Annotated in this window: 15 protein-coding genes and 1 riboswitch; of the genes, 7 read left to right on the forward strand and 8 right to left on the reverse strand. The window is 45.8% G+C overall.

Going from position 1 to position 16,595, the window contains the following annotated elements; translation table 11 throughout:
- Positions 1 to 106 precede the first annotated feature (106 nt).
- The 4 genes from PJIAN_RS12755 to PJIAN_RS12770 all read right to left on the reverse strand — a co-directional run bounded on the left by PJIAN_RS12755 (position 107) and on the right by PJIAN_RS12770 (position 3,362).
- The gene (locus PJIAN_RS12755; protein WP_068705655.1) at positions 107 to 931 is read right to left on the reverse strand and encodes an ABC transporter ATP-binding protein; all 825 of its coding nucleotides are present in this window, start codon (positions 929 to 931) and stop codon (positions 107 to 109) included.
- Positions 919 to 1,929: a FecCD family ABC transporter permease gene (locus tag PJIAN_RS12760; protein ID WP_068705657.1), complete on the reverse strand. Its 1,011-nt coding sequence runs from the start codon at positions 1,927 to 1,929 to the stop codon at positions 919 to 921. The genes PJIAN_RS12755 and PJIAN_RS12760 overlap by 13 nt, the downstream gene beginning before the upstream one ends.
- Entirely contained in the window at positions 1,930 to 2,460 is a 531-nt protein-coding gene (locus tag PJIAN_RS12765; protein WP_068705659.1) for a cob(I)yrinic acid a,c-diamide adenosyltransferase, read from the reverse strand. It lies immediately after the preceding gene.
- A gap of 101 nt (positions 2,461 to 2,561) precedes the next feature.
- Entirely contained in the window at positions 2,562 to 3,362 is an 801-nt protein-coding gene (locus PJIAN_RS12770; protein ID WP_084252409.1) for an ABC transporter substrate-binding protein, read from the reverse strand.
- 95 nt (positions 3,363 to 3,457) lie between these two features.
- Positions 3,458 to 3,738, reverse strand: a riboswitch (cobalamin riboswitch).
- A 402-nt stretch (positions 3,739 to 4,140) separates the two neighbouring features.
- Between PJIAN_RS12770 and PJIAN_RS12775 the strand changes: the two genes are divergently transcribed.
- From PJIAN_RS12775 to PJIAN_RS12790, 4 genes are all read left to right on the forward strand, one after another.
- Positions 4,141 to 4,878 (forward strand): hypothetical protein, encoded by a 738-nt coding sequence (locus PJIAN_RS12775; RefSeq protein ID WP_068705663.1) that lies wholly within the window; start codon positions 4,141 to 4,143, stop codon positions 4,876 to 4,878.
- Between the two features lie 196 nt (positions 4,879 to 5,074).
- Positions 5,075 to 5,788, forward strand: coding sequence for a transposase (locus PJIAN_RS12780; protein WP_068705666.1), 714 nt, complete (start codon positions 5,075 to 5,077; stop codon positions 5,786 to 5,788).
- A 203-nt stretch (positions 5,789 to 5,991) separates the two neighbouring features.
- Positions 5,992 to 6,759, forward strand: a complete 768-nt coding sequence (locus PJIAN_RS12785) for a threonine/serine exporter family protein (protein ID WP_439951413.1) — start codon at positions 5,992 to 5,994, stop codon at positions 6,757 to 6,759.
- Complete coding sequence (locus PJIAN_RS12790; protein ID WP_068705672.1) at positions 6,756 to 7,250, forward strand: threonine/serine exporter family protein; 495 nt, start codon at positions 6,756 to 6,758, stop codon at positions 7,248 to 7,250. The genes PJIAN_RS12785 and PJIAN_RS12790 overlap by 4 nt, the downstream gene beginning before the upstream one ends.
- A 422-nt stretch (positions 7,251 to 7,672) precedes the next feature.
- Here PJIAN_RS12790 and PJIAN_RS12795 read toward each other — a convergent pair whose 3' ends face one another.
- The 4 genes from PJIAN_RS12795 to PJIAN_RS12810 all read right to left on the reverse strand — a co-directional run bounded on the left by PJIAN_RS12795 (position 7,673) and on the right by PJIAN_RS12810 (position 11,018).
- On the reverse strand, positions 7,673 to 8,446 hold the full coding sequence (locus tag PJIAN_RS12795; RefSeq protein WP_068705674.1) for a class I SAM-dependent methyltransferase: 774 nt from the start codon (positions 8,444 to 8,446) through the stop codon (positions 7,673 to 7,675).
- Positions 8,447 to 8,974: 528 nt separating this feature from the next.
- Positions 8,975 to 9,553 (reverse strand): hypothetical protein, encoded by a 579-nt coding sequence (locus tag PJIAN_RS12800; protein WP_068705676.1) that lies wholly within the window; start codon positions 9,551 to 9,553, stop codon positions 8,975 to 8,977.
- A gap of 11 nt (positions 9,554 to 9,564) precedes the next feature.
- Positions 9,565 to 10,044, reverse strand: coding sequence for an RNA polymerase sigma factor (locus tag PJIAN_RS12805; RefSeq protein WP_068705678.1), 480 nt, complete (start codon positions 10,042 to 10,044; stop codon positions 9,565 to 9,567).
- 299 nt (positions 10,045 to 10,343) lie between these two features.
- A complete protein-coding gene (locus PJIAN_RS12810) occupies positions 10,344 to 11,018 on the reverse strand; it encodes a 2,3-bisphosphoglycerate-dependent phosphoglycerate mutase (RefSeq protein ID WP_068705680.1) in 675 nt (224 codons plus the stop codon).
- A gap of 267 nt (positions 11,019 to 11,285) precedes the next feature.
- On the opposite strand from PJIAN_RS12810, the gene PJIAN_RS12815 reads away from it, so the two are divergent.
- The 3 genes from PJIAN_RS12815 (at position 11,286) to PJIAN_RS12825 (ending at position 16,405) form a co-directional block, all read left to right on the forward strand.
- Positions 11,286 to 11,501 (forward strand): hypothetical protein, encoded by a 216-nt coding sequence (locus tag PJIAN_RS12815; RefSeq protein WP_068705682.1) that lies wholly within the window; start codon positions 11,286 to 11,288, stop codon positions 11,499 to 11,501.
- Positions 11,502 to 11,562: 61 nt separating this feature from the next.
- Positions 11,563 to 11,877: a DUF6660 family protein gene (locus PJIAN_RS12820; RefSeq protein WP_068705684.1), complete on the forward strand. Its 315-nt coding sequence runs from the start codon at positions 11,563 to 11,565 to the stop codon at positions 11,875 to 11,877.
- A 145-nt stretch (positions 11,878 to 12,022) separates the two neighbouring features.
- Positions 12,023 to 16,405 carry a CusA/CzcA family heavy metal efflux RND transporter gene (locus PJIAN_RS12825; protein ID WP_068705686.1) on the forward strand — a complete coding sequence of 1,461 codons (4,383 nt, stop codon included), beginning with the start codon at positions 12,023 to 12,025 and terminating at the stop codon, positions 16,403 to 16,405.
- Positions 16,406 to 16,595: the final 190 nt, after the last annotated feature.

A 16,595-nucleotide genomic window follows, 5' to 3' on the forward strand; every position in this document is an offset into this window, starting at 1 on the left:
TGAATGTGGTTCCTCTCAGCACTATCCGGAATGGCTGGTTGGAACGGGTTTATCGTTTAATTCGATTATTTTCAACTTTTCTAAAGTTCCAAACTTTAGAAAAGGTTTATTCTCTTTCTTTTTTCAATTTTTCTATCTGATGACGCGGCACCAGAAAAACGGTCGGGCGTCCCGTAACGGGATTTGGGCGGGTTACCACCACCGTTCTGTATACTTCTTCGATGATGGAGAACTGCAATACCTCATCGGGCATGCCCTGCGTATGGAGTTTTCCGCCATTCAGCAGCAACAACTTATTGCAGTACGAGCTGGCCAGATTCAGGTCGTGAATAATCATCAGCACCGTCAATCCCAGTTCGCAATTGAGTTCCCGCACCAGATCGAGCACCTGCACCTGATGGCTGATGTCGAGTTGCGAGGTCGGTTCATCGAGCAACAAGAGCTTCGGCTCCTGCGTAAGCGCCCGGGCCATCGCCGCCAGTTGCCGTTCACCGCCGCTGAGCGACGAGAGCGGCTGATCGCGGTATTTCAGAATACCCGTGAGCTCCATATATTTTTCGGCTTTCGCCACATCTTCTCTCTTTTCAAAAAACTGAAACAGTTCGCGATAAGGCAAACGCCCCAGCAATACATATTCCAATACCGACATCGAGGTATCCTCAATATGCTGAGTCACCACGGCAATAGTCTGCGCTTTCTGTCGCACCGGCATCGCACTCAACTCTTTTCCTTCGAGCAGCATGCTTCCCGATGATCTTTTCAGGTCGCCAAGCAGCATCTTCACCAGCGTACTTTTGCCCGACCCGTTCGGCCCGATAATGCCGGCAAAATCACCTTTATCGAGCGTAAAGCCGATCTGTTGCAAGTTGAAGCTTTTATATCCGCCACACAAGGCGTCTATCTGCAATAAAGGATTCTTTATTTCTTCCATGCCGAACCCTTTCTACTTAAAAGAATGATAAACAACACGCCTCCGGTAATTCCCGTCAGTACGCCCACCGGCAATTCGTTGGGTGCAATGAGCGTGCGGGCCAGTACGTCGCAGACGATCAGAAACAGACCGCCACCCAGAAAACTTGCCGAGAGCAGAATGCGGTAGTCCGATCCTACGGCACGCCGCATCAGGTGCGGAATGACCAGACCAACAAAACCGATAATACCGGCAATGGAGACGCACAAACCTGTCAGCAACGATGCTAGTACAAACAGCACCCGGATCGTCAGCTTTACATTGATGCCCAGATGTATTGCTTCGTCTTCGCCCAAACGCAGGGCATTCAGTGCATGTGCAAACAAATGCGTCAGCAGAAATACTCCAATACTACCGAACAACATCAGGCGAATGAGTCGCACATCGGGCTGTTCCAGCGATCCCATTGTCCAGAAGATAATATTGTGCATATCTTCGGCTGTCGATATCGACAGTAAAAACATCAGCAACGACGAGCAGACAAAACTAATCATTACGCCCGTGAGCAACATCCGGTTGATATTGGCGGCACTCTTGCCCATTCCCAGCACATACACCAGAAAGATGGTAACGAAAGCCCCGGCAAAACCGGCCACCGGAAGAAGCAATCCTCCCAGCGAGAAAGCGGTTCCCAGAACGATCATCAACGCCACGCCGAGCGAAGCGCCTCCCGATATTCCGAGTGTAAAGGGCTCCACCAGCGGATTGCGGTAAATGCCCTGTAAAATAACGCCCGACAAACTCAACGACGCTCCCACGGCAAACGCCAGCAACAGGCGCGGAACGCGCAGGTTCATCAATACGGAATACTCCATGCTGTCGGCATGTTGCAACACGTAGGGCAACTGCTTCCACGAGATATTGATGTCGCCCGAAAGCAGCGACCAGACTGATGCCACTACCAGCAACACCAGCAGTAACACCAAAAATCCGACGCGATATAGTTTGAATATTTTCATTTAAAACTCTATTCCCTCCCGGCTACGAATCTTCTTATCGTAGGGATGTTTTATCTTTTTAATTTCGCTCACGTAATCGGCCAGGCCTATCACAGCTTCGGTGGCTCCCCGACCGGTAATGACCAGTTCCAGCGTTGCCGGCTTCGATTTGATCAGGTCGAGCAGCAGCTCCTCTTCCAGATAATTATCACGTACCGAGATATTCAGTTCGTCGAGAATCATCAGGTCGTAACCGGCGGCAAAAAACTCACTTTTGATCTTGTCTACCGCATCGTATGTCTCCTGCCTAATTACATTCTCGTCCAGCGAACGATTCAGATGCGGGTGCCCCTTGGCAAAATTGAACACCTCGGCGCCCAGTTTACGCAGACTCTGCATCTCGTTATAACCGTATTTCTCCGGGTCTTTGCAAAAGGAGCAGTAGCACACCTTCTGACCGTGACCCAGCGCGCGGGTCGCCAGTCCGATAGCAGCTGTGGTTTTCCCCTTGCCGTCGCCCGTATATATATGTATCAAACCGTTATTTTTCATTGACAATTTTATCATTTACGATTTACGATTCCCATAACTCCGTCCGTTATGCCAGATTACTGTTTACTGAGTACTGTTTACTGTCTACTGAGTACTGCCTACTATCTCAACGCCTTCATCATCACCTCCAGCGTTTCGGCAAAAGTGACGGGAGTGGGCACGCAAGCCATATTGGAATCGATCACAATGACCTTCTTTTTGCGGACAGCCTCCAGATTGGAGAATTTCTCCCATCGCTGCTTCTCCTCCCGATCGATATTGCCCATGGTAACAATAAAGATCACCGACGGATTTTTGAGCAACACTGCTTCGCGGGTGATGGAACCCGAAGTCATTCCTTCGGCAATGTTCCGGCCACCGGCCAGCGAAATATAATCGTTCAGAAAAGTATTGGGAATTACTGCAAAAAGAGGATCGACACCAAGTTGGATAAATATCTTGCGTCCATCGGCTTTGCGGGCTTTCACACGGTCGATGCGCTGCTGTACCGACTGCAACACCTTGTCGGCAACGGCTTCGCGCCCCACCAACCGACTCAGTTGCCTGAACTGCGCACAGATTTCGGCATACGACTTCGGCATAGGGAACATCACAACCTGAATACCAAACTTTTTCAGTTGCGCAACGGTTTCGGGAGGAGTCATCGAGGAAGCAACCACCAGATCGGGCTTAAGCGACACCACTTTTTCTACGTTCACCTTGACAGCCGTGGCTACCACGTTCACCTTGCGGGTGGTTTTACAGTAACTGGTACAACCCACCAGCTCCTGTTCATCGCCGAGATATTGCAGGTTTTTTGTCAATGAGGGAGATAGAGAGATGATTCGTTTGGCAGGTGCTGCCAATAGCATAGCACATCCGAATGAAAGGACGAATCCGAGGAGCAATAAACGTTTAAGCATTGTGTAAACAGTAAATAAATGCTCGGGAAACTGCTCGGAGTATGACTACAAATGGAAGTAAGAGACATGCCCATAGAACCTTTTTCCCGAAGTTCCGGTTGATAAAAGCACTGGCAGGTCTTCTGGCTCATCCCCGTATCTGAGGCCTTCCCATTTTAGTAATGAGTAATGAGTAATGAGTATCGAGTGTTAGAACTGCGTACTTTTTACTGCATACTGCTTACCGAAAACAGTGGCAATGGTATTTCAGATACGTTTATGGGATTTACAGCTGCGGGTACAGCTCCGGAATAGTTCGTCAGCGACAAACGCACCGGATTCCCTTTTGGATCGTTTCCAGCACAGGAAACAATCACCAAATGCGGCGGCAAAGGTAAGGAAAGGTTTGAAAACTGCAAACGGATACAATCAAAATAATTTCTCCAAAACAATGACACAGCGAGGCAGACAACCAATTACAATATTGATATACAAACCAATACATATTAACCATTAAAGCATTAAGAAAAATGAAGAAACACGTCAAGCACCTTATATTTCCTAGTTTCATAAAATTAATTTTAACCTAAAAGCTGTTTTACGAGATGTTTTTTGTAGTTTTGAAGCCAGATAACAAGCAAAGAAAGCAATGGCTGGAAGCGGATTAACAGCAAAACAGTCTTAACCACGATTAACGCAGAGAACAGGATTACACAGAGGGAAATCAGAAACGAAAGCCGAGAGATACTAACAGGTAGATTGCATATATCAGCGTTAAACATAATTTTAAAAAAGAGCCATGAAACATGTAATCTTTATTATTGGAGTATTAATCAGTTTGCAGTTTTGCCTCGCTAATTCACTATTAATCAAAACTAGTGATTTATCAGCACAGCAGATAGCCTCAACAGATAACTCATCAAACGACACAACAAAAAATATCAAAAAACTGAGTATTAATACATCAACAAATGACAAAGAAAAAAAAGGCTTTGATTGGTATAATCTTTTGAGTGTGATTTTAGGAGGTCTTATTGGTTTATCCCCTGTAATAATTAACTTCTTTAGAAAACCCAAAATAAAAGGAAGAGTAATTAGCCAGTACGCTAATGTATGTTTGAATGAAAAAGGCGATAAGTATTCCACAATTCTACAGAAAATCTCTATTTTCTCGGAAAACAAAAATTTTTTTCTTAAAGATATTGAAATATTTGTAAAGTTACCTGGTCATTCTGAATTAAACTGCAAGAATTGGACATGGCGACAATTGACTTTTACCTTTGTTGAGAACGGAAACAATATTCAGAAAAAACTTATCATAGACCCCAAAGAATACTTACTCCACTTTACAGTTTTCCCTAAAGAGCAACCAATTATTGGCTATATTTCATTTACTTATGATTCAACAAAGGATGTAAAATTCGAATATGTCAAATATTTATTCAAGGATTATAAAGGCAATATTAAGGAATTAAGAATTAATGAATCTGAGATGGTTGACAACACTCAGATATTTGATGATTCTATATGGAAATAACACATATACTTTCGTGCATTCTGAAAGCCTGACCCGTGCTCTTCGCCTTAGCCGTTAGTAGTTATTTCGACCCCTCTTGGAGCAAGAATGTAGAGACAGCGGATCCTCGTTCAAGCTTAACGAAGTGTAGCTTGGACGCAAAATAAAATCGTTTGTAACTGATTAGTTTCCTTGTGCTATTAATTACCCATTAACCATGCACCGTTACAAACCCGAAATACACCATCGCCGTTCCATCCGGCTGAAAGGATACGATTATTCGCAGGCCGGATTATATTTTATCACGATATGCGTACAGGATAGAACGTGTTTGTTTGGAACGGTGGTCAACGGGAAAATGGCATTGAACGAGGCGGGTAAAATCGCCGTCAGTTGTTGGTTGGATATTCCCGCCCATTTTCCAAACGTAACGTTACACGAATACGTGGTAATGCCCAACCACATTCACGGCATCATCGAATTATCCGGAACGTCCGTAGGGGCGAAAAACATTTCGACCGAAAAAACGACCGAAAATATTTCGTCCGACGAAACGACCGGTTCCGGGACGGAAAACGAAACGGCCGGGATAGGAACGAAAAATATTTCAACCGATTCGTCCGAAACCGGTACGCCGGATAACTGGGCGAAAAATTTTTCGCCCCAACGAACCGAATCGCCCCAACGGACGGAACCGTCGGAATCCGAACCGTCGAATCCGCGCGGGACGTCACAAACCATCGGGTCGGTAGTACGGGGATTCAAAATCGGGGTAACAAAATGGATGCGTCAAAATTCGAACGTACACCACGTTTGGCAACGCAATTATTACGAACACATTATCCGCGACGAATTGTCGTATATCCGCATTGCCCGTTACATCAACGAAAACCCCGCAAAATGGCAAGGCGATAAATTTTATGGCGTCTGAATTAACCGATGTTCTTCCGCAACGATGATCAACCATTCAGAAATACATTCGGTCGTCATTTTCGCCATTCCTTCCATCGCCCCGGAAAACGCCCATCCAGCCCTATCTACTTTTTATAAAAAACTCACATAATTAATAATTTTGGTAAAAATATACTGTTTCAAGGGATTTCCGGTATTAATTTTGCAGTCTGAAATCACCTTATTACAACCAAGACATTTTCAATGGATCAAGTAAAATTTGTCGCTGAATATGCCGCTCACCTAATGGGTTGTGGCATACACACTTCCAGAGTGATCCGGAATACAAAGCGATTGGGCGACGCGTTGAATTTTGATGTAAATATCAGCGTATTCCAAAAGAGCATTATTCTGACTATTCAAAAAAACGAAACCCAACAGATTTTTAGTGAAGTAATTGAGATTCCGGCGCTACCCATCAGCTTTGAGCACAACTCCGAACTCAGCGGTCTGAGCTGGGAAGCGGTGGACAGAAAACTCTCATTCGAGGAGATCAAGGCGAAATACGAAAAGATTGTTTCCGCACCCAGAATGAACCAGTGGCTGGTTTTACTGCTGGTAGGTCTTGCCAACGCCTCTTTCTGCCGCCTGTTCGGTGGCGACTGGCTTTCGATGCTCATTGTATGCATTGCCACATTTGCAGGCTTCTACACCCGGCTGTTTCTTCAAGCACGCAAGATAAACCATTACATCATCTTTATCGTTTCGGCCTTTATCGCCTCCATGCTGTCGTCGACCGCTCTGCTGTTCAACACCACTTCCGACATTGCGCTTGCCACCAGCGTGTTGTATCTCATTCCAGGCGTTCCCCTAATCAACGGCGTGATCGACATTATTGAAGGGCATACCCTTACCGGCATCAGTCGGCTTACGAATGCCTTTTTGCTTATCATCTGCATTGCCATCGGCCTTTCTTTCACGTTATTCCTCTTTACCAATCGCTTAGTATGATAATTTTCGATATACTCTCAGACGGATTATTCGGCGCCATCGCAGCCATCGGTTTCGGCGCCATCTCCAATCCCCCGAAACGGGCCTTCAAGTTTATTGCTCTACTGGGCGCTATCGGTCATGCCTGTCGCTTTTGCCTGATGACGTACCTGCATGTGGACATTGCTTCGGCTTCGCTTGTCAGCGGATTGATTATTGGTTTCGGCAGTCTTTTGCTCGGCAAACCGATCTATTGTCCTACAACCGTGATTTTTATTCCGGCGCTGTTGCCCATGATTCCGGGAAAATATGCCTATAACACCATCTTTTCTCAGATCATGTTTTTGCAAAATATCAATCAACCCGATTTAAAGGCGAAATACATGGAAATGTTTTTCTCAAATGGTATGGTTACCCTGACGGTTATCTTTTTGCTGGCCATCGGAGCCACCCTGCCAATGTTTATTTTCCACTCCCGTTCGCATTCATTGACCCGACGGGCGTATAAATAAATATATGATCATCTGGGGCATTGTACCTAAACAAAAAGAATGACACATTATTCAGTTTCCTTAGCTCTCTTTGCAGTAAACAAATCTGAGATTAACCACAAAGAACGCAAAGCATGCGCAAAGTACACAAAGAAGTCATCTTGACTTTTCTAAAACAAAATAATTTCGCTCCTATGGAGCTCTAAAAAAGATTGTTCAACGATTTTCTACCATAATGTCGCTTCTCTGAAGCTTAATAAAAGCTCCTTTAGGAGCAATATTATGGTAGAAATTATCATTCTTTACGAATCAAAAGCTCCGTAGGAGTGACATTATAAAAAGTCAAGATGACTTCAAAGAGTAGACTTTAGGTAAATAATCCAATAGTCATTAAAAAAATCAAAGGATTGCCTCCTCAATGGAAGCAATCCTTTTTCGTTGCGTCAGATCTTCCGACCGATATAAAATACGTAACCGTAATAGGCCTTGTATTTACGATAGAGCTCTGCTTCGTGTCGCTGATAGGCAACCAACTCTTCGGCAGTAGCGTTACCGGCATATTTAGTCAGAAAATTGTCCTGCACGGCAGCCTGCTGCACATAAAAGTGATCGGTCCAGCATTCCTCGGGCAGGATAAACGTAGCCACAGGTACGTAACCAGCCTTCTGAAGCTGAGCCGTCTTCACCGCAATGGTATCGATTTCGGGATATGCATTCTTCCAGAAGGAATCAATCTCTTCCGGGCGTTCGTCGGTAAACCATGATGCCTCGGTAACGGCAAGATAACCCCCACTCTTCAGGAAACGACGCCATTCGTTCACGCCCCGCTCGAAACCAATGTTGTAAATGGCACCTTCCGACCAAATCAGATCCAGCTCTTCATCCTGAAAAGGCAGATTATCCATCGAGCCGACGATACCTTTCACCCGATGCTGCAAATTCAGCGCCGCAGCATTGGTATTGAACAGGTTGATAAAGCGCGGGAAGAGGTCGATACCGGTAGTCTCTCCGGGAGCATGTTGTGCCAGCACCATTGTCTGACCTCCCGTTCCGCAACCGATGTCGGCAATGCGCGAATGTTCGGTCAGGTTATCTACAAAACTGAGCGCTTTCAGGGTCACTTCGGGGCTGCCCGGCCCCTGACGGTCGATACTCGCAAAATATTCACAGATTAAATCGAAGTCGAAGTCGTGGATAGAACTATTTTCGTTACTCATGATGTTTAAATGATTTGAATGACTGCAACAACGGGAGAAATGAACGGTTTCATCTCATTCGAGCAGTCAGGTTTATAAATAAACAGATACGATAAAGTTTCCCGGCCAGGTGAGAGTCCGGGAGAATTCGAGGGGATAACCGCGGAGTTTCAGTCCGGGGTTATTTACTTTACAATGTCCGTAGTCGATTTAAACATCCAACGATTTTAGTAATGCAAAGATACGGTTTTTCATAAGCAATTATTTATAAATCAGGCTAAAAATTAAGGCCGAATACCTAATCCGGCTAATTCATAACCCCGACTTTTAAGTCGGGAATAAAACCAGATCAAATATGATTGGCTTTAGCCTTGATGTTTGACGCGTTCTTTGTTTCATCTATCTCTTTTCATGGCTAAAGCCGGGAAGCACTCAATTCCAAGCCTGCTCCGCCCTAAAGTGGCGGAGTTATAGTAGCGGCTTTACGCAAAAAAAGCCCATCGTTGACCACTAAGAGCAAACGACGGGCTTTTACGTCAAGCAAGACAATTATTCGTTATCAAAATCTTTCAGATCCTTGTAACTTTTTATCAATGAGTCGATATCTTTCATTTTCTTAAAGAAGAGCAATAAACCAATACTTAATCCAACACCTGCTCCCACAATAAAGCCCGTCATCTCAGCTGTATTGTGCAAACCTTTATTAAAGAGCACAAACAACACCAATATCGGAATAATGGCAATCAAACCGACCACTGTTCTCATACGAGTAAGTACCTTATAACGGATCGCCTTTTGAAGTAGCTCAGTCGTTGAGCAGGTATCAATTTGCATCCGGTTCAATAAATAAATTTTATACACCTGCCAAATTCCGCACAATATAAATACTGCTTCCATCAGTATTACCATCGAAACTGAATATACGCCTGTAAAGAACAATGTCATTACAAAGCCGGAAAACACAATGCAGAGAATAAGGAAAGCCACTTCGAAACGCATCAATTTATCCTTTGCCGATTGATGACGCGTATTCAACATTTCATTAATTAATCGTTTGTTCAGCACCTCTGTTTTTTCGAGACGCTGGTTCAGTTCATTCCATGAGTTTTTTATTTCGTCAAGTTCCATAGTAGTTATTTTTAACAATTCGACATTTGAGACAATTTCTCTTTGATACGATTGATGCGCACGCCAACATTATTGCGGGTAATCCCCACTATCTGAGCAATTTCATCATACGAACGTTCTTCGAGATAGAGCAATACGATCGCTTTCTCTATTTCGTTCAGGCGGTTAATCAGGGTGTAGAGCTCCTTTATTTGCGAGGCATCGGTTGCATCGTCGTACACGATCAGATCCTCCGACAAAGCGGTAGTTTTGGGCCTAGAACCGGATTTCCGCATAAATGTCACGCAGGTATTCAGCGCAATACGATATATCCAGGTCTGCACCTTGCAATCGCCCCGAAACGTCGGGTATCCCTTCCACAAATTGATTATCACCTCCTGAAAAAGATCTTGCGGAGTATCGGCTTCGTTGGCGTACATATAGCAAAACTTGTATATCAACGCTTTGTTTTGCTCAATCAGTGACACAAAATGTTGTTGTTGATCTTCCATTCAAATAATAGTTGTTTTATGAGTTGAACCGTTGGATTCGAGCTGGCCCGGCTACGAACTCCGGCACGGTTGCATGCATGCTAACTCTTGTATTTGTTCTATTAGTCGCATAAACGGCTGCAATATTACAGCTTTTCAGAAAATAATTAACATAAGCCAGCATTTTCTTTCTACCCTGTCATGTATCTAATTAAAATTCAAAGAATAACGACTGTGACCATTGCTATTCTATTTACACAAAAAATGCTGCAAAAGACACTCTCTTGCAGCATTTTAATCCAATCAATCAACTTATTTTCTCACATGGCTCGTTTTACAACGCCATCTTTGTATTCGAAATAGAGCGGAACGCCGGTCGGTATTTCCAGCTTGAGCACCTCTTCTTCCGACAGGCCGTCGATGTGCATCACAATCGACCGCAAGCTGTTGCCATGCGCCGACACCAACACATTTTTTCCGGCCTGCAACTGCGGCAGAATCGTTTCGGTAAAAAACGGAATGGTTCGTTCTGCCGTATCTTTCAAACACTCGCCGGCAGGAGGAGCCACATCGTAACTGCGCCGCCAGATGTGCACCTGTTCTTCGCCGTACACCTCCGCCGTTTCGGCTTTGTTCTTTCCCTGAAGCTCCCCGTAATACCGTTCGTTCAGGTGCCAGTCGCGATAAACCGGAATCACATTCCTGCTCATGGCATCGTTGTAAATGGTAGTCCATTCGGCCATCTTTCCTTCAGTGTGAATCACCACCGGAGTCTTTTGGCTATTATTGGCCGCCATAGCAATCATGGCCGTTTCGATGGCGCGTATCTGCACCGAAGTAAATATCACATCGAATTCGATGCCGGCAATCTGTTCACCGGCTTTCAAGGCTTCGTCCACACCTTCGCGGGAGAGAGGCACGTCTACCCATCCCGTAAATACATTCTTTTTGTTCCAGACCGATTGTCCGTGACGTATCAATATAAGTTTTGACATAATATACTGCTGTTTTAATGTTGAACATTTTGATTCCGAAAGTTACAACATCAAAAAGGGCTTGTCAAGAGAAAAGTGAATTACGACACAGGCCACTGCGCCAACATTTATCGCCGACATTTCGGTAACATATTGCATGAAAAACTACACGAATGTATTAGCCTCAACTCTTTACGCCGTCCAGGCATCACTAATTACCAATTACTTAGACAAATGGCACACTTTTTATTACGATGAAAGAAAATCAATTACGCAACAACAATTACGATGAACAACGAATCGACCGAAATACTGACCCTGATAAAGATCAGCAGCTTTGAAGATACCCCCTTCTACATTTTCATGAACGAACAAGGTGAATTCCGTTCTCTGGAAACAAGCAAGTCGGAAATTTCAGTCCAACCCGGATCGGTTGTTAAAGCCTGTATTCGCAAAAAAGGGTGTGCCGGAAGAGAGATTACCGCACTCAGCCCGCTGTCATAAACAAAGACTTACTTTCTTGTAGCTTGCATAGTTCCTCATCTCTTTTTATCTTTGCAGTCCGATGATGAAACTGCTGGCTTACATATTATCCTTTTATGTTATTCTGCTTACGCTGATGCCCTGCGTGGATCTGCCGCAGGACAACCGTCTGCATCGACAGGAGATAACTGCCCAAACCAGTACTACACATCATGATTATCAGGATATCTGTTCTCCTTTCTGTACCTGCAATTGCTGCTCCGGACCTGTAGTATGTACTTCTGTTAAAATTGAAATCAACGGTGCTATTGCAGAACCACGCAGATTTTCGAGCTACCTTCCTGCATCCGAATTCAACCTCTACTGTTCGATCTGGCAACCGCCCAAGCTGGGTTAATCACTTTTCTTTTTTAATTCCGGATTCTTCCGGAAACTCCAGTTTGTATCCACAACTTATTTGCGAATACAATTTCCTAACGTCTGTAAACAAACGGTAATGCGGCACATTCGCTCCTCATTACCCGTTTCTCATTACTAACATTATGATCGAACGTATTATACAATTTTCAATCAAAAACAAATTCATCGTGGGCCTGTTTGTGTTGGCTCTTATCGGCTGGGGGACCTACTCCCTCACCCGACTGCCCATCGATGCTATTCCTGATATCACCAACAATCAGGTACAAATCATCTCCTTAGCTCCGTCGCTGGCGGTTCAGGAGGTGGAAAGTTCCATCACGGCGCCCATCGAAGTGGCAGTGGCAAATATTCCCGACATTGTGGAGTTGCGCTCCATTTCGCGACTCGGTCTATCCGTGGTTACCGTTGTTTTCAAAGACAACACCGATATTTACTGGGCACGTCAGCAACTCTCCGAACGGCTAAAAGAAGCCGAAGAGGCAATTCCTCCCGGGGTAGCAAAAACCGAACTGGCTCCGATCTCTTCAGGCTTAGGAGAAATTTATCAGTACCGCCTTGCCGTGACTCCGGGGTTTGAACAGAAATATTCGCCCATGGAGTTGCGCACCCTTCAGGATTGGGTAGTACGGCGCGAAATGCTCGGAACGCCCGGCGTGGCCGACATCAACAGTTACGGTGGCTATGTTAAACAATACGAAGTGGCCGTCAACCCCGAACGTTTACGGGGCATGAACCTCACGCTGACCGACATTTTTTCCGCACTCGAAAAGAACAATGAGAACACCGGAAGTGCCTATATCGACAAGAAACCAAGCGCCTACTTTATCCGTGGAATTGGTCTGGTGAAATCGCTGGACGATATAGGAAAGATTGTGGTAAAGACAACCGCTTCGGGCATGCCGGTTCTGATTCGCGACGTGGCGACCGTGCAATACGGTAGCGCAACACGTTACGGAGCTTTAGTCATCGACAACTCGGAAGCCGTGGGCGGCGTGGTGATGATGCTGAAGGGAGCCAATGCCAACGAGGTAATTAAAAACGTGGAATCACGCATTGCCGAAATACAAAAGTCATTGCCTCAAGGCGTAAAAATCGAGCCGTTCCTCAATCGTTCCGATCTGGTAGGACGCGCCATCGGTACCGTTTCACGCAACCTGATGGAAGGCGCACTGGTGGTAATCTTCATTCTGGTGCTCTTCCTCGGCAATCTGCGCGGAGGGCTGATTGTGGCTTCGGTCATACCGCTCGCCATGCTCTTTGCCATCTCGCTGATGAATATCTTCGGAGTGTCGGGCAATTTGATGAGTCTCGGGGCTATCGACTTCGGGCTTATTGTGGACGGAGCAGTGATTATCGTGGAAAGCGTTGTTCACCGGATCACCCAAAGCAAAACGCATCATCAGGGTATTACGCGCCTTTCGCAACAGCAAATGGACGAAAACGTATTCGAATCTGCCAAGCGTATGATGAGTTCGGCCACCTTCGGTCAAGTCATCATCCTGATCGTTTATCTGCCCATAATGGCGTTGGTTGGCATCGAAGGCAAGATGTTTCGCCCCATGGCACAGGTGGTTGCCTTTGCATTAATCGGAGCTGCTATCCTGTCACTCACCTACGTTCCGATGATTTCGGCGCTCTTCCTCAATAAAAATACGGAGCACAAACGAAACTTCTCCGACCGCATGATGGAGAAACTGCACGAATGGTTTACGCCTGTCATTCATTGGGCTTTAGATCATAAAAAGAGCGTGATCAGTGGCGCTATCGGAGCTTTCATCGTCTCTATTTTCCTTTTTACCCGTTTGGGCGGCGAATTTATTCCGCAACTCGAAGAGGGCGATCTGGCCGCCGGAGTCATCACGCTTCAGGGCGGTTCGCTATCAAACACCATCGACATGGTGGAAAAGGCCAACAAAATACTGTTGACCAACTTTCCGGAAGTGAAACATGCAGTCTGTAAAATCGGAGCAGGAGAAATTCCTACCGACCCCACGCCAATGGAAACCGGCGATTACATTATCACGCTGAAAGACAAGAGTGAATGGACTTCAGCCAAAACCCGCGAAGAGTTGGTGGAGAAGATGCAGGAGGCATTGATTCCGCTGGCCGGAGTGAAATTTGAGTTCCAGCAACCTATCCAGATGCGGTTCAATGAACTGCTTTCCGGTTCAAAACAGGACATTGCCATTAAACTCTTTGGTGACAACCTCGACGTGCTGGCGCAGAAAGCCTCAGCAATAGAGCATCTAATCAAAAACGTTGACGGAGTGGAAGATATCAATGTAGAAAAAGTAACCGGACTGGCACAAGTGCAAGTGAAATACGACCGCGACCGGCTGGCTCAATACGGTTTGTCTATTGAAGAAGCCAACCGCATCTTACGCGTAGCATTTGCAGGCAGTCAGGCCGGAGTGGTCTTCGACGAAGAGAAGCGCTTTGCACTGGTGGTTCGTCTTGAAAAGGATTACCGCCAAAGCCTCGAAGATGTCAAAAATATTTCGGTGGCGCTGCCCGGCGGAGGACAAATTCCGTTTGAACAACTGGGAGAAATATCGATCCAGTCGGGACCGGCGCAGGTATCACGCGAAAATACCAAACGACGCATCACCATCGGCTTCAACGTGCGCAACCGCGACATTGGCAGCGTAATCAACGAAGTGAACCACAAAATCGACCAGCAAATCAAACTGCCGACAGGTTACTATGTTTCGTACGGCGGACAGTTCAAGAATCTGGAAGCCGCCAGCAACCGACTGGCTATTGCCGTTCCGATAGCGCTTTTATTGATTTTCGTGCTGCTCTACTTCACTTTCCATTCGGTAAAACAGAGCCTGCTCATCTATTCGGCCGTTCCGATGGCGGCCATTGGCGGGGTTGTTGCGCTCTGGTTGCGGGACATGAACTTTTCTATATCGGCCGGAGTAGGATTTATCGCCCTCTTCGGAGTGGCAGTCCTGAACGGCATCGTACTGATAGCGGAATTCAACCGACTGGAGAAGGCCGGTTACACCGACATCACCGAACGGGTGATTAAAGGATTACAAACCCGTTTGCGTCCGGTATTGATGACTGCTGCAGTTGCCTCCATGGGTTTCCTGCCAATGGCCTTGTCGACCTCTGCCGGAGCTGAAGTGCAAAAGCCTCTGGCTACCGTAGTCATCGGCGGACTGATTACCGCTACGTTGTTGACATTAATTATTTTGCCGGTACTTTACATCATTTTTTCAATGAGAAAATTTTCGTTTTTCAGAAAGAAAAGAAGCACCGCTACGTTGTTGACGGTAGGTTTCTGCATGGCATTTGCCGGTCAGCTTCAGGCGCAATCTCCCCGAAGAATAACGCTGGATCAGGCAATTGAACTGGCGCTTGACAACAATCTCTCGGTACGCTCTTCGGCCTATTCCGTCGACGCTCAAAAAGCCCTTAAAGGCACTGCCTGGGATTTGCCCAAAACCAGCATTGAGGGGCAATACGGACAGATGAATTCTTACCGAAAGGATAATAGCTTCACGGTAAGCCAGTCGTTCGCTTTTCCGGGACTCTATATCAACCAAAACAAGTTGGCAAAAGCGAATATTAAAAACAGCGAATGGCAATTCAAAGGCACGCGGTTACAGATCGCCACAGAGGTAAAACAGCTCTATCAGCAATTGATTTATCTCAATGCAAAGCTGAAATTGCAAAGCTACCAGGACAGTCTATACGGCAATTTTTCCAAAGCCGCCGAGCTTCGTTCCTCTACCGGAGAAACCAACCGGCTGGAGATGATTTCAGCACATACTCAAAGCATGGAAATCAAAAATCAATTGAAGCAAACGCGTGCCGATATCGACATTGCTACTCAAAAATTGGCTCTGTTGCTGAATATCAACACGCCTGTCGCTCCGTCCGATTCGGTTTTGAAACGTCTGGATTGGTTACCTACTGCAAATGAAGAAGCAATCGCCGGTAACCCATCGCTCGGCATCACGGCACAGCAGGTAGAAGTCTCCCGTTTAGAGAAAGCCGTTGAGAAAAGTAAGTTGATGCCCGACTTTTCGATTGGCTATTTCAGCCAGACCATGCTCGGCACACAGGACGTGAACGGTACGCAACGCAATTACACTTTGTCCAACCGGTTTACAGCCATTCAGGCCGGAATATCCATTCCTCTTTGGTTTGTGCCCGGCAATGCGAGAGTAAAAGCAGCACGGTTCAAAGAGAAAGAGGCGCAAGCCACCCACGAAGCCTGGACAAAATCGCTGACCGGCAACTACCGTTCGTTGTTGCTGGAACTGGAGAAAGATCGCGACAATGTGAATTACTACGAAAAACAGGCTATTCCGGAAGCGGATCTGATTATCAAACAATCCACGCAAAGCTACCGTGCCGGAGCCATGGATTATCTCGACTATCTCCAAAGTCTCGGCAGGGCATTGAGCATCAAACAGAACTATCTGGAGGCGTTGAATGAATACAATCAAACGATAATTGCCCTTGAAGCCATTACCGGAAAAATTAAATAACACGTAAACATCATTAGTTAGCCTGCGGCAGGCCTTTTAGTTCTTATTGTTTCAACAACTGACCTCTTCTTAAGAGGATGTCTCAAGAGGCATATTGATTTTATACTAACTTACGAATCGAAAATAGATATTTGTTCTTATACCCCAAACCCCTGAAGGGGCTATAAATCTGCTATTTCGATTGGCACAA

The organism is Paludibacter jiangxiensis, from assembly GCF_001618385.1.
In the GTDB taxonomy this organism is placed as follows: domain Bacteria; phylum Bacteroidota; class Bacteroidia; order Bacteroidales; family Paludibacteraceae; genus Microbacter; species Microbacter jiangxiensis.

Bases quoted from the DNA above. Each gene is read 5' to 3' on its own strand.
- PJIAN_RS12825 (WP_068705686.1), top strand. From the start codon at position 12,023: ATGATCGAACGTATTATACAATTTTCAATCAAAAACAAATTCATCGTG.
- PJIAN_RS12755 (WP_068705655.1), bottom strand. From the start codon at position 931: ATGGAAGAAATAAAGAATCCTTTATTGCAGATAGACGCCTTGTGTGGC.
- PJIAN_RS12760 (WP_068705657.1), bottom strand. From the start codon at position 1,929: ATGAAAATATTCAAACTATATCGCGTCGGATTTTTGGTGTTACTGCTG.
- PJIAN_RS12775 (WP_068705663.1), top strand. From the start codon at position 4,141: ATGAAACATGTAATCTTTATTATTGGAGTATTAATCAGTTTGCAGTTT.
- PJIAN_RS12795 (WP_068705674.1), bottom strand. From the start codon at position 8,446: ATGAGTAACGAAAATAGTTCTATCCACGACTTCGACTTCGATTTAATC.
- PJIAN_RS12790 (WP_068705672.1), top strand. From the start codon at position 6,756: ATGATAATTTTCGATATACTCTCAGACGGATTATTCGGCGCCATCGCA.
- PJIAN_RS12765 (WP_068705659.1), bottom strand. From the start codon at position 2,460: ATGAAAAATAACGGTTTGATACATATATATACGGGCGACGGCAAGGGG.
- PJIAN_RS12770 (WP_084252409.1), bottom strand. From the start codon at position 3,362: ATGCTTAAACGTTTATTGCTCCTCGGATTCGTCCTTTCATTCGGATGT.
- PJIAN_RS12780 (WP_068705666.1), top strand. From the start codon at position 5,075: ATGCACCGTTACAAACCCGAAATACACCATCGCCGTTCCATCCGGCTG.
- PJIAN_RS12805 (WP_068705678.1), bottom strand. From the start codon at position 10,044: ATGGAAGATCAACAACAACATTTTGTGTCACTGATTGAGCAAAACAAA.
- PJIAN_RS12815 (WP_068705682.1), top strand. From the start codon at position 11,286: ATGAACAACGAATCGACCGAAATACTGACCCTGATAAAGATCAGCAGC.
- PJIAN_RS12800 (WP_068705676.1), bottom strand. From the start codon at position 9,553: ATGGAACTTGACGAAATAAAAAACTCATGGAATGAACTGAACCAGCGT.
- PJIAN_RS12810 (WP_068705680.1), bottom strand. From the start codon at position 11,018: ATGTCAAAACTTATATTGATACGTCACGGACAATCGGTCTGGAACAAA.
- PJIAN_RS12820 (WP_068705684.1), top strand. From the start codon at position 11,563: ATGATGAAACTGCTGGCTTACATATTATCCTTTTATGTTATTCTGCTT.